Raw genomic sequence first — 12,883 nt, 5'->3', positions numbered from 1 at the left:
CATTTCATCGCGCTGGCACAGGGGGTGTTGTTCCGTGGGGCCGGGCTGTCGGTGGTCTGGCCGCAACTTGTGGCGCTGATGCTCATCGGGTCGGTAATGTTTGCCTTTGCCCTGCACCGGTTCCGCACCTTTTTGCGCTGAACCGATAGATATGCCACTGAAAGACGCGCGCCTAGGGTTGGCGCGCGCCTGAAAAGGCCAGATATGCTCAGGCCAGCCCGTGCCGCGAGAAGGGCAGCTCGCGCACCGCAATGCCGGTGGCGCGGCGCACGGCATTGGCGACGGCAGGGCCGATTGGCGGGGTGCCGGGCTCGCCGATGCCTGTCGGTGCCTCGGTGGAGCGGACGATATGCACCTCCACCTGCGGCATGTCGCTGATGCGCAGCGGGGTGTAGTCGTAGAAATTCGACTGATCCACCTCGCCATCGGTCATGCTGATCTCTTCGCGCAGGACCGCCGACAGGCCGTAGCCAAGCCCGCCCTGAACCTGCGCCTCGATGTTGGAGGGGTTGATCGGCACACCGCAATCGACGCCGCAGGTCACGCGTTCGACCTTGACGGTGCCATCCTCGCGCATCCGCACATCCGCCACCTCGGCCACATAAGAGCCAAAGCTCTTGTGAACCGCGATGCCTCGCGTCAGGCCATCGGGCACCTCACCGGCCTTTTCGACCGCCAGTTCCAGCACGCCGCGCGCGCGCGGATCGGCCAGGTGGCGCAGGCGGAATTCCACCGGATCGGCGCCGGCGGCCTGGGCCAGCTCGTCCATCATCGTCTCGACGACATAGGCGGTGTGGGTATGCCCGACCGAGCGCCACCACAGCACCGGCACGCCGACGCTCGGGTGATGCACATCCACCGTCCAGCCGGGAATGGCGTAGGGAGAGCTTTCGCCCAGCCCCTCGACAGAGGAGGCATCGACACCGCCATGCACCATGTATTGCTCGAACGCGGTGCCCATGACGATGCTCTGCCCGACAAGGCGCTGCTGCCAGAAGGCGATCTTGCCCTCGGCATCCAGCCCGGCGCGCACCCGGTGCATGTGCATCGGGCGATAATAACCGCCGCGCACATCGTCCTCGCGCGTCCAGACCAGCTTGATCGGGCGAGCCTGCCCGTGGGCCGCAAGCCAGGCCTGTGCCACCATCGCGGCCTCGGCCACATAATGGCTGTCATAGATCGCCCGCCGCCCAAAGGAGCCGCCGCCCCAAACGGTATTGACCTTGACCGAGGCCGGGTCGAGCCCCAGCACCTGCGCGCCGATCATATGATCCAGCGTCTGAAGCTGCGAGCCGGTCCAGAAATTCGCTGTCTTGCCATCAAACAGCACGGTCACGTCGATCGGCTCCATCGGAGCATGGGCGAGATAGGGAAAGAAGTAATCCGCCTCGATCACCTGCGCGGCCTCGGCGGCCGGGGTTTCGGCGCTGTAATGCTCAATGCCTTTTTGATCCAGAAGCGCGGTGTATTCCCTACGCAGTGCGTCGGTGCCGCGGTTCTCGGCCTTGGAGAAATCCCATTCCGCTGACAGCGCATCGCGCGCCTGGATCGCCTGCCAAGTCGAGGTGGCGATCACGGTGGCACGGTCGGGCAGGCGGATGATGTCGATCACGCCGGGCATCTCGCGGGCCTTGGCGTCATCCAGACTGGCAAGCGTGCCGCCGAAGCGCGGGCTGCGCAGGCTGACGGCATAGGCCATGTTTTCAAGCTGCACATCCATGCCGAACATGCCGACCGCGCCTTCTGTCTTGCGCGCCATATCGACGCGCGGGAAAGATTTGCCGATATGGACCCATTGATCCGGCGTCTTTAGCGTCACGCTTTCGGGCACCGCCTGTGTGGCGGCAACCTCGGCCATCTCGCCAAAGCTGGCGCTGCGATCCCCGGCGCTGATCCGGCCGCCCGAGATGCTGACATTGGCGGGATCGACGCCCCAGGTTTTGGCTGCGGCGGCGACCAGCATCGCACGCGCGGTGGCCCCGGCCTCGCGGTATTGCTGCCACGAATTGGCCATCGCGGTGGACCCGCCAGTGCCCTGCACGCCCAGAAGCGTGTTGACGTAAAGTTCGGCATTGGCGGGCGCGAATTCGGTCGTGACCTGGGCGGCATCGGCGTCCAGCTCGTCTGCCATCAGCGTGGCAAGGCCGGTGGCAGACCCCTGCCCCATGTCGAGGTGCTTGACGATCACCACCACGGTGTTGTCGGGGCGGATATGGACGAAGGGCATGGCAAGCACGCCATCAGCGCCGCCCTGTGCGTGGGCCAGTTTGGGCTGCAATGCAGCGCCCAGCATCAGGCCGCCCGTGGCCCCGGCAGAGAGTTTCAGAAAGCCCCGGCGCGACAGGGGCGCGGACGGGGCAGCGTTAGCAAGCAATCGGTCCAGCATCTCAGCCCTCCATGATTTCGGATGCGCGATGGATCGCCTTGCGGATGCGCACATAGGTGGCGCAGCGGCACAGGTTGCCATCCATCGCCGCGTCGATGTCGTCATCGGTTGGTTTCGGCGTCTCGCGCAGCAACGAGGCCGCTGAGATGATTTGCCCCGACTGGCAATAACCGCATTGCGGCACCTCGAGCTCGCCCCAAGCCTTGCGGATCGCCTGCGCGGCGGCATCCTGCGCGCCCTCGATCGTCGTCACCTCGGCCCCGTCAAGATCGCCTACAAAGGTCTGGCACGAACGCACCGGCGTCCCGTCCAGAAGCACCGTGCAGGCCCCGCAGGATGCGACCCCGCAGCCAAACTTGGTGCCGGTCAGGCCCAGCTCGTCGCGCAGCGCCCACAAAAGCGGCGTGCCCGCATCCGCCGCGATCTCGCGCGGGGTTCCGTTCACTGTCAATTTGATCATCGCTCTGGTCTCCTTTTCCGTCAGCCCAGATCCGGCGCGGTCGCCGCGAAGGTCTCATCCGCGCTCAGCCGGTCCCACCAGGATTGCATCCCGTCCACCGACAACAGCGCCGGGCCATCCTCGGTCATGGTCGCGTAGGCCACAAGCGGCCCCAACAGGTAATCCGCATAACCGGGCGCATCGCCGCCACCGATGAAGGGGGCATCGCCCTTGTTCTCGATCACGAGCTTCGCCATCGTCTGGGCAGCCTCGATGCTGGCCTTTCGCGCCTCTTCATCCTTGCCCCCGACCAGATCGGGGAACAGGTGATAGGCGACGAAACCGATAATCGCCCCATAGCCATAGCTGTTGATGAGGGCTGCGTTTTCATCGGCCTTGGCGCGCGCCCTGGCGTCAGCCGGGAACATCGCCGGTTCGGGAGTGCGCGCCTCGAGATAGCGCACGATGGCATCAGTCTCGCGCAGGCGCATCCCGTCGATGTCCAGCACCGGCACCTTGCCGAAAGGGTGGCGGGCCAGATGCTCGGGCTGGCGCGTCTCGCCTGCCAGCACGTTGACCGGCACTTGGTTATAGGCAATGCCCTTGCGCGCCAAGACGCAGCGCAGCGTCCGCACATAGGTCGATCCGTCGAAGCCGTAGAGTGTCGTATCCGTCATGATTGCCTCATTTTTTTGGAAGTGTTGAAGAAGGTGTGTCTGCCAGCGCGCAGGACTCCGACGATGGGCCATCAACCAGATCCGAAAGGATCACAAGAAGCCGCCGCGTCTCCGTGCGCAGGTTTTCCGCCGCATCGGCGCCGAAACGTTGAAGGATCCGATCGGCAAGCGCTTCGGGCACCTGTGCGGCGCGTTCCCGCAAGGCCTCGCCCCGGGGCGTCGGCCGCACGACAACGCGCCGTTCGTCATCCGTGTCGCGGGTGCGGGTCAGAAAGCCAAGTTTTTCCATGCGTTGAAGAAGGGGGGTGATCGTGCCGCTGTCGAGGTGGAGCCGCCTTGCCAGATCGCCAACATGGACCGGAGCCGCCTGCCACAGCGCCAGCATCACCAGATACTGCGAATAGGTCAGCCCGAGCGGCTCGAGAAGCGGGCGATAGGCGCGCCCCAGCAGGTTGGTCGCGGCATAAAGCGGAAAACAGATCTGTGCGTCAAGGCACAGCATGTCGGGGCCGGTCGTCCCGTTATCAGACTGCGTGGCAAACATGCCATCCCCTTGCCCGTTTTTGCGTTCTCTGCACTTACATAATCCGCAATTTTTATCTGGCAAGCATATTTCTTGTTAGCCAGATATATTTCCGGCGGCTGGTATGGATCCAATCGAAAGCCGTGCGCGATGATTGATGGCTTGCCTTTCGGCACAAACACCTATCTACTGGTAGGTAAGATCAATCACAAGACCCATTTGCATCTCGTGCTGCCGGGTCATGGCAAGAAAATGGCAAGAAACAGGAGAAGATTTTATGGAAATCAACGCGGATTTTTCCCAACCTATAGTGGTGCATTCGGACCGGCTTGACTGGCAGCCTTCGCCGATGACGGGCGTGGACCGGCGGATGCTGGACCGGATCGGCAACGAGGTGGCGCGCGCCACGACGATCGTGCGCTATGCGCCGGGCAGCAATTTTTCGGCGCATACCCATGGCGGCGGCGAGGAATTCATCGTGCTGGACGGCGTGTTCCAGGACGAGCACGGCGATTACCCGGTTGGCACCTATGTGCGCAATCCGCCGACCACTTCGCACACGCCGCGCTCGGACCAAGGCTGCACCATTTTCGTCAAGTTGTGGCAGTTCGACATGGCCGACCGCACCCAAATCCGCAAGGACATGGAGGCCGGGCTTGGCGCCCCGGTCGATGGCGTGGCCAGCGCGAGGCTGCATGAGGATGATCGTGAGGTCGTGACTTTTCACAGGCTCGATCCCGGCGCAACGCTGACATCCAAGGTGCCCGGCGGGATAGAGATGCTGGTCATCGACGGCGGCGTCGTGGTGCAGGGCGAGAATATGGAAAGAAACGGCTGGCTGCGCCTGCCTGATGGCGCGACGCTGTCCGCGACGGCGGGCGCAGCAGGGGCGAAGCTCTGGATCAAAACCGGCCATCTGCGCCATGCCCGGGCGCCGCAACAATGACCCGCGCCGGGACGGTGGTCTGAGACATGCAGACCGACACCCTCATCATCGGCGGCGGGCTGTCCGGGCTGAGCCTTGCCGCACGCCTTGCCGCCGAAGGGCACGATTTTCTTCTGGCGGAGGCCAGGGATCGCCTGGGCGGGCGTATTCTGACCGAACGGCTCGACGCGGCGTCTTTCGATCTTGGCCCGGCCTGGTTCTGGCCCGGACAGCCGCGCATCGCGGCGCTGATCGAGCAGTTGAACCTATCCCGGTTCGAACAGTTTTCCAACGGGGAACTGACCTATGAGGACGAGCAGCGTCAAGTTCTTCGCGGGCGAGGCCACGCCTCGATGGAAGGGTCGTGGCGGCTTCACGGCGGGCTGGCGGCGCTGATCGACGCGCTTGCACAGGGCATCCCGGCCGAGCGGATACACATGGCGACCCCGGTCAAGGCCCTCGCCCGAAGCGGCGGACACATCACCGCAAGCACACGGGACGGCACGCAGATCCGCGCGCGCCGCGTTGTGCTGGCCCTGCCGCCCCGGGTGGCGGCAGGGCTTTCGTTTTTGCCCGATCTGCCCGGCGAGGCGCGCACGGCGATGCAGGGCATTGCCACCTGGATGGCCGGGCAGGCCAAGGCGCTCGCCGTCTATGATCGTCCCTTCTGGCGCGAGGCGGGCCTGTCGGGCGACGCGATGAGCCGGGTTGGCCCGATAGTGGAGATCCACGATGCCAGCCCCGCCGAGGGCGGGCCATATGCCCTGTTCGGATTCATCGGCGTGCCACCCCTTGCCCGGTCCGATGCGCAATTGCTGCGCCAGCAGGTGCGGGCGCAGCTGGGCCGCCTGTTCGGGCCTGCCGCCACCGCGCCCCGGCAGCTTTTTCTAAAGGACTGGGCCTTTGACCCCTTCACCGCAACCGATCAGGACCAGCAACCGCTTTACGCGCATCCCCGATATGGCCTGCCCCGCGCGCTGTCACGGCTTTGGGACGGGAGGCTGATCCTCGCCGGAACCGAGGTCGCCCCGCAATTCGGCGGCTATCTGGAAGGGGCGCTGGAAGCGGCCGAGCTTGCCCACCTACATCTCAACGCCGTGGAGAGTTGAGCCCGATGGTCAGTGACACCAAAACCGCCCTGATGGATATCGCCGAGCACGCGGCTCGGTCGCGAGGAGTCGACGGGTTCAGCTATGCCGACCTCGCAGGGGCCATCGGTATTCGCAAGGCCTCGGTTCATTACCATTTTCCCACCAAGGACGATCTGGTCAAGGCTCTCGTTACTCGATACGAGGCCATGCTTTGCGCTGAATGCAACGCCATCGATGCTGTCCATACAACCGGCGGCGCGCGCCTTCGGGCAGTGATCGCGTTTTACCGCTCGGCCCTGGCGGACGGCAAAGAGGTCTGCCTGTGCGTGGCCCTTTCCACCAGCCGCGAAAGCCTGTCCGAGCCTGTGACCGAAAGGATCGGTGACATAAGGGCCATGATGGTCAGCTGGCTCAAGACAGTTTATCTGCGCGGGGCAGACGATCATACCATCGAGTGTGTGCAGGACCCGCTGGCTGAAGCGTACGCGACGCTTGCGCTGCTTGAAGGGGCGCATCTCGCCGCACGAACGGACGGAACCATCCTCACATTTGATGTCGTAACCGAACTGATAAGTAACCGGTGCCGATAGGAGACATGTCGCCTTTGCTATGCATTTGACCCTGAGGTTGATCTTACCCCCGGAATACGGACCGGCGCGATTTAGAAGGTCGAGGCATCGAACACCTGATCCGTCAGCCGCAGAGGTGGTCCTGCTGTCACGTTGTCCTTAAATCGACTCTGCCTCAATTTGTGTGGCGGAACTATCCTGAAACTGGAAAATTCAGGAGGGATAGTTGTGAGTTCGAAGAAGCACTGGTCGCCTGGGGGCGAAGTTTCGATTCAAAGCGTCGAGCGAAGTGATTCCGGCGGGTGGATTGTATCGGGCAGTCTGACACCAAACGGCATCTGCCCAGACTGTGGATTGCATTCACGCCGACGTCACGGCTGGCGACGTCGGCGGCTGCAGGATTATCCCGCCCATGGAGACGAGGTGACGGTTGATCTCGCGGTTTGCCGTTGGCGATGTCAGGCACCCGCTTGCCCACGTCGGACTTTTTCGGACCAGATCGCATGGATTGCGCGTCCTTTTGCGCGGCGGACCTCGCGTGTCGGGGAGATTGTCAGCCATCTTGGGCATGCGACCGGCGGACGGCCTGCCGAGCGGCTCTTGCACCGTTTGGGCCTTGGGATCAGCGATGACACGGTGCTCAGGCAGTTAAAGAAGCGTGCTCAAGGCACCGCCGAGGCGCCGACGGTCATCGGGATCGACGACTGGAGCTGGCGGAAGTCGCAAACCTACGGCACGATCATTGTGGATCTGGAGCGTCGTGTGGTGATCGACATTCTTGAGGATCGAGATGTCGTCACCTGTACCAACTGGCTGAAGCGACACCCCGAGGTGGAAGTGATCAGCAGAGATCGGTGCGGTCTCTACGCCCAGGCTGCCCGGCAAGGGGCACCGCAGGCAAAGCAGGTCGCCGACCGGTTCCATATCGTGCAGGACCTGCGGCAGGCCATCGAGGAGCAAATGAACCTTCACGGCCGTGCGACCGGCAGGGCGCTGCTGTCCGACGCCGACAACATCACCGCAGCCGGAAGCCTTCTGAAGTCCCGCCTTGCGCACAGGACGTCTCGGGAAGAGATTTTCACCACCATCCATGCGCTCCGAAATCAGGGGCTTTCCTGCAGCGAGATCGGGCGGCGAACAGGGTTCCCGCGTCGTAGCATCGCGAAATGGCTGCAGTTCGAGACACCCCCGGACCGCAGGCGGGCCGCTTTGAAGCCGACATCGCCGTGGTATTTTGAAGAGTTCCTGAGCCAAAGTTGGAAGGACGGCATTCGAACTGGAAGCGCTCTGTTCCGTATGCTCCAAGAGCGGGGTTACGAGGGGAGTCAAACGCATCTGCAGCGGTTGCTGGCGGGGTGGCGCAGAGCCGAAAAGCAAACGAAGAGCCCCACCGTCGAGCACCAGATCCTGGAGCCGGTCCGGGACCCGGAAACGGGGCACGCGATCTCCCCGGTCATTGCGGGTGCGCTGTGCATCAAACCCCGCGGAAAGCTCACCTCGGATCAGGCGCAGAAAGTCGACGCTCTCAAGGCCGGTTCTCCCGCCTTCGCAACGATGCGCAGCCTCGCCATGCGATTCAACGGTATCCTGCGTGGCCGCCAAGCAGACCCGCTCCCTGCATGGATCGACGACGCGATCGAAACTGACCTGGCGCCCATCGTGCGCTTCGCCCGCACCTTGAACCGGGACTTCGATGCGGTCAAAAACGCCATCGAGATGCCCTGGAGCAACGGCCAGGCGGAAGGTCAGATCAACCGACTGAAGACCTTGAAGCGCGCCATGTACGGTCGGGCCGGTCCAGAATTGTTGCGAGCGAGAATGCTACCGTTCCGCCACACACAGTGAGGCAGAGCCTGTAATCACAAGAATTTCGGCCGTGACGCAGATGGCATTCGCGTCACGCGCCAAGCGACCGGTACAGCTCCGCCCATCGAAACCGACCGAGGTAATCCGCAGATCAATCCCGCTGTCCTGCAACTGTCCATTGAGGATCAGGATTTCGGTCGCATAGCTCTCGATTTTTTGGCCATCGTGGAAGGCGGTTCCTACAAGACTTCCAATGCCCTCCAGCCGGGCGGAGGCGATGCCATGGCGATGCCCAAAGGTAAGCAAGGCAGACCCGATGTCCTGATTAGGTCGTAATGTCACCAGAAAGGCATTCGTTTTGACCGGAGCATCCGTGGCCTGCGGCTGGAAAAGGATGAAATTCGTCTCGGGATCGTGGCAGGACACAAGTCCCGCGCCTTTCAGACCCCATCCCGACGCCTCGATATCCTGCGACAAGATACTGTCGTCGCACAGCATGTGCCCGGCGTCCGGCAGAGCTGTCGCCTCGTCCCACAGCCCGTGACAATGCAGGAACGCCAGCCCCTCACGCTGGCCCAGATGCACGCCCGCATGTCTGGCTCGCACCGGTGCGGTCCTTTCATGTGTCGCGCTATACCACGCGGCATGGTCATCGCCGGGCGAGGGGGCGGGGGTGACAAAGCGCAAGGGGGCGAAGCTGGCCCCATCAAGCCGCAGATAGCCGAAGTCAAACCCCAGCTTGGCAAAAGCTGACTGCACCGCCTGTGTCAGGCTTTGCCCGGCGACCAGCGTGACGCGCACAGGGACAGCCTCGCAGGGCACGGCGCGCAAACGCTCCTCGGCGACCTTGCCGGGATGCTGTATCCGTCGCATCTTTTCCGTCACGCCACCGGGTCCGGCAACTGACCACGGGCCAGAAGTTCGTCGCGGATCATTTTCTTGGTGATCTTGCCATAGGCCGATTTGGGCAAGGCATCCCACATCACGACGTAGCGCGGCAGCTTGTAGCGTGCCACCTGCGGGGAAAGCCATGCCAGTATGTCACCGGGACTTGGTGCCGACTGTGGGTTCGGCACGCACACGGCCATGCCCACCTCGCCCCAGACCGGATCGGGGACACCCAGCACCGCGACTTCGGACAGGTCGGGATGCAGAAGCAGTTTTTCCTCGATCTCACGGGGATAGATGTTCGAGCCGCCGGAGATGTACATGTCCGACGCGCGCCCGGTCAGATAGACAAAGCCCTGCGGGTCCATATGGCCCAGATCGCCGGTCAGGAACCAACCGTCGCGGAAATTTTTCTCATTGGCCGTGGGATTGTCGAAGTAGCCCGCAAACACGGCAGGACCGATCACCGCGATCTCGCCGGTTTCGCCGAAGCCAACCTCCTCGCCCTGCGGGTTCTGGATCTGCACCTGCATCCCCGTACGGGCAAAGCCGCAGGTGCCGATGCGCATCCTGTCATCATCGGCGTGATGATGCGCGGGTGGCAGGACGGTGATGTTCCCTGTCACTTCACCAAGGCCGAAATATTGCACCAGCACCGGCCCCAGTTTGTCCAGCGCGCGGCGTTGGTCGGCGCGATACATCGGAGCCCCCGCATAGATGACATAGCGCAGGCTGGAGTGGTCGTGCTGATCGACGCTTGGGTCCTCGACCAGCAGTTTCACGATCGTCGGCACGGTGAACATATTGGTCACGCGCCAGCGCGCGACCAGCGCCCATATCTGAGTGGGGTCGAACTTTTCGCCCGCAGGAAGGATGGTTTTCACCCCATGCGCCACCTGCGCCAATTGGTGAATGCCTGCGCCATGCGACAAGGGGGCCACCACGAGCGAGGCGTCTTCGGGTCCTGTCGCAGGCATCAGATCGCACAGGTGGTTGGTGATCACAAAGGCCAGTTGGCCATGGGTCAGCACGGCAGCCTTGGGTTTGCCCGTGGTGCCGGAGGTGAAGAAGAACCACGCTGGATCATCACGCTGCACCGCCACGGCGGCTGGCGCCGCTCCGCGATGGCGGGCGATCAGCGCCTCATACTCTGGCCCGATGCAGATCATCGCATCCACATGTGGCGCGCATGCGGCGGCGTGGTCGGGAAACTGCGCCCCGCAGAGCAAGAGCCTTGCACCGGACGAGCCTGCCAGCCATGCCAGATCGTCAGGCGAGAGGCGGAAGTTCGCGGGTACCCAGACGGCTCCCACACGCCAGCAGGCGAACATCGCCTCGAACATCTGGTTGCAATTGGACGATTGCACCAGAACGCGGTCTCCCTTGGCGATGCCGTAGTCCTGCACCAAAGCCTGCGCGAAGGCCGAGGCGCGGGCCTCGATTTCGGCCCAGCTCCAGGTTTGGTCGCCCCAAACAAAGCCGATGTCGTCCCCCAGCCGCCGCGCGCTTTCGGTCAGAAAATGCGACAGGTTCATGACCCGCGTGGAAAAGGGTGTGACACCCTGCGACAGATCCATTCTCATTTGACGCGTTCCAGGATCGAGACATAATTGGCCACGGCAGCGCCGCCCATGTTGAACACGCCTGCGAGCGTGGCACCGGGGATCTGCATCCCTTCGGCCTGACCTGCCAGTTGCATCGCTGCCATGACATGCATCGACACACCCGTGGCCCCGATGGGGTGGCCTTTGGATTTCAGCCCACCAGAGGCGTTGACCGGCAGTCGCCCGTCCTTTTGCGTGATCCCCTCGCGGATGATGCGGTGCCCTTGGCCGGGTTCAGCCAGTCCCATCGCTTCGTATTCCAGCATCTCGGCGATGGTGAAACAGTCATGCGTCTCGACAAGGCTTAGGTCGTCCAGCGTCAGGCCGGATTCTGCCAAAGCCTTTGACCAGGCCATGCGCGCGCCGCGAAACTCCAGCACATCGCGCCGCGACAGGGCCATGATGTCATTGGCCTGTACCCGCGCCCGAAAGCCGATGGCGCGCTGCATGGTTGCCGCTGTCTCGGCATCCGCTAAGACCAGCACCGCCGCACCATCCGAGACAAGCGAGCAATCGGTGCGCCGCAAGGGACCCGCCACGCGGGGGTTCTTGTCCGAGACGGTGTTGCAGAAGGCCAGACCGAAATCCTTGCGCATATGGGCGTAAGGATTGGCCATTCCATTGGCATGGTTCTTGGCGGCGATCATGGCTAGCTCTTCCGAACGGTCGCCGTAACGCTGGAAATAGCTTTGCGCGATCTGTCCGAACAGGCCGGCAAAGCCGCCGTCAACAGCCGCTTCCTCTGCGCGGTAACTGGCACCCGACAGGATGTCGCCCACTTCGGCCGTGGGGGTGGCGGTCATCTTTTCTGCTCCGACGACTAAGGCGATGCGCCCGCGTCCTGCCTGGATAAAATCCATCGCGCCGAACAGTGCAGCCGATCCGGTGGCACAGGCATTCTCGAACCGGGTCGCTGGTGTATGGTCCAAGCCATCGGTCCCCATGGCGACCAAGGCACCCTGAAAATCCTGCTTGGAAAACCCGTTATTGAAGACGCCCACGAAAATGCCGTCCACATCCTGCGCGCCGATCTGCGCGTGAACCAGTGCCTGTGACACGGCCTCGGCCATCAGGCTCTCCGTATCGGAGTGTTCAGATTTGCCGAAGGCCGTATGGCCCCAGCCGACGATCTGTGCGTGTGTCATGGTGTGTTTCCTTTCCGTGGCCTGCTGTTTTGCCGACCGATGTTCGGGGCTGTGGCGAGGCGTGTTTCAATCAGGCGCGCTTCGGCTTGCAGTTTCTGCGCAAGCTCGCTGCGGCGGGGTTCCTTCATCCGGCTTTCGATGGCGGCCAGCGACACGGCGCCGACAAGCTGGCCCTGCTGTCCGCGCAAGGCGACGCCAAGGCCCCATGAGTCCTCGAAGATCAGACCGGGGTTCAGGGCCACGCCACTCACCCGCGTCTGCTCGAGATAGGCGCGCAATGTCTCGGGGGGCAGGCGGGGATAGTTACTGATTAACTCTGCATGGTTGGAGGCCAACACAGCCTCGGCCTCGGCCGCGGGCAGAGCGGCCAGCAAGGCCAGCGATCCCGCCCCCACGCCCAGCGGATGATGCCCGCCGGGCATCAGCGCATAGGTGCGGATCGGATGGGTGCCTTCCTCGCGGTGCAGGCAGACCGAATATCGCCCGCGCCGCACAGACAGAAAGGCGGCATCCCCTGTCGCGCGTGCAAGACGTTGCAGACTGTCGATGGTCTGGGACAAAAGTCCGTGACGATCCTGCGCCAGAAGGCCCAGAAGATAGGCTTCTTCCCCCAGATGATAGGTGCGGGTGGTTTCTGACTGTTCGACCAGCCGCGCCCGCATTAGGGCCAGCACGAGGCGTCGGACGGTGGCCTTGTTCAGCCCGGTTTCCGCAACAAGGCCCGATAACGTGATGCCGGCTGCCGAGTGCTGTCCGATCAGGGATAGCAGTGCAAGCGCCCGGTCCACGCTTTGTGCGCCGCCAAGCGGCGAATCTTGTTCATCCATTTT

12 protein-coding genes are annotated in these 12,883 nt (G+C 63.3%); 4 read left to right on the top strand and 8 right to left on the bottom strand.

The features are described 5' to 3' along the window. Window positions 1-208: 208 nt before the first annotated feature. The 4 genes from ABIE58_RS16780 to ABIE58_RS16765 are packed head-to-tail and all read right to left on the bottom strand — an operon-like array spanning window position 209 to window position 4,046. On the bottom strand, window positions 209-2,386 hold the full coding sequence (locus ABIE58_RS16780; protein WP_354545854.1) for a xanthine dehydrogenase family protein molybdopterin-binding subunit: 2,178 nt from the start codon (window positions 2,384-2,386) through the stop codon (window positions 209-211). Window position 2,387: 1 nt separating this feature from the next. Then, window positions 2,388-2,846: a (2Fe-2S)-binding protein gene (locus ABIE58_RS16775; RefSeq protein ID WP_354545853.1), complete on the bottom strand. Its 459-nt coding sequence runs from the start codon at window positions 2,844-2,846 to the stop codon at window positions 2,388-2,390. Between the two features lie 20 nt (window positions 2,847-2,866). Then, window positions 2,867-3,502 (bottom strand): glutathione S-transferase family protein, encoded by a 636-nt coding sequence (locus ABIE58_RS16770; RefSeq protein WP_354545852.1) that lies wholly within the window; start codon window positions 3,500-3,502, stop codon window positions 2,867-2,869. 7 nt (window positions 3,503-3,509) lie between these two features. Further along, complete coding sequence (locus ABIE58_RS16765; protein WP_354545851.1) at window positions 3,510-4,046, bottom strand: MarR family winged helix-turn-helix transcriptional regulator; 537 nt, start codon at window positions 4,044-4,046, stop codon at window positions 3,510-3,512. 256 nt (window positions 4,047-4,302) lie between these two features. On the opposite strand from ABIE58_RS16765, the gene ABIE58_RS16760 reads away from it, so the two are divergent. From ABIE58_RS16760 to ABIE58_RS16745, 4 genes are all read left to right on the top strand, one after another. Beyond that, complete coding sequence (locus tag ABIE58_RS16760; protein ID WP_354545850.1) at window positions 4,303-4,971, top strand: cupin domain-containing protein; 669 nt, start codon at window positions 4,303-4,305, stop codon at window positions 4,969-4,971. 26 nt (window positions 4,972-4,997) lie between these two features. Next, window positions 4,998-6,059 carry a flavin monoamine oxidase family protein gene (locus tag ABIE58_RS16755; RefSeq protein WP_354545849.1) on the top strand — a complete coding sequence of 354 codons (1,062 nt, stop codon included), beginning with the start codon at window positions 4,998-5,000 and terminating at the stop codon, window positions 6,057-6,059. Window positions 6,060-6,064: 5 nt separating this feature from the next. After that, a complete protein-coding gene (locus ABIE58_RS16750; RefSeq protein WP_354545848.1) occupies window positions 6,065-6,631 on the top strand; it encodes a TetR/AcrR family transcriptional regulator in 567 nt (188 codons plus the stop codon). Between the two features lie 207 nt (window positions 6,632-6,838). Continuing rightward, window positions 6,839-8,455 (top strand): ISL3 family transposase, encoded by a 1,617-nt coding sequence (locus ABIE58_RS16745; RefSeq protein ID WP_502950113.1) that lies wholly within the window; start codon window positions 6,839-6,841, stop codon window positions 8,453-8,455. On the opposite strand, the gene ABIE58_RS16740 is transcribed toward ABIE58_RS16745, so the two are convergent. The 4 genes from ABIE58_RS16740 to ABIE58_RS16725 are packed head-to-tail and all read right to left on the bottom strand — an operon-like array spanning window position 8,432 to window position 12,880. Beyond that, window positions 8,432-9,289, bottom strand: a complete 858-nt coding sequence (locus tag ABIE58_RS16740) for a PCC domain-containing protein (protein WP_354545847.1) — start codon at window positions 9,287-9,289, stop codon at window positions 8,432-8,434. The genes ABIE58_RS16745 and ABIE58_RS16740 overlap by 24 nt on opposite strands. Window positions 9,290-9,297: 8 nt before the next feature. Continuing rightward, entirely contained in the window at window positions 9,298-10,881 is a 1,584-nt protein-coding gene (locus ABIE58_RS16735) for an acyl-CoA synthetase (RefSeq protein WP_354545856.1), read from the bottom strand. Window positions 10,882-10,883: 2 nt separating this feature from the next. Next, window positions 10,884-12,053 (bottom strand): acetyl-CoA acetyltransferase, encoded by a 1,170-nt coding sequence (locus ABIE58_RS16730; protein WP_354545846.1) that lies wholly within the window; start codon window positions 12,051-12,053, stop codon window positions 10,884-10,886. Then, window positions 12,050-12,880, bottom strand: coding sequence for an IclR family transcriptional regulator (locus ABIE58_RS16725; RefSeq protein ID WP_354545845.1), 831 nt, complete (start codon window positions 12,878-12,880; stop codon window positions 12,050-12,052). Before ABIE58_RS16725 ends, ABIE58_RS16730 begins: the two co-directional genes overlap by 4 nt. Window positions 12,881-12,883: the final 3 nt, after the last annotated feature.

The organism is Roseovarius sp. MBR-78 (assembly GCF_040547535.1).
Lineage (GTDB): Bacteria > Pseudomonadota > Alphaproteobacteria > Rhodobacterales > Rhodobacteraceae > Roseovarius.
This window is presented reverse-complemented; position numbering and strand designations above follow the sequence as displayed.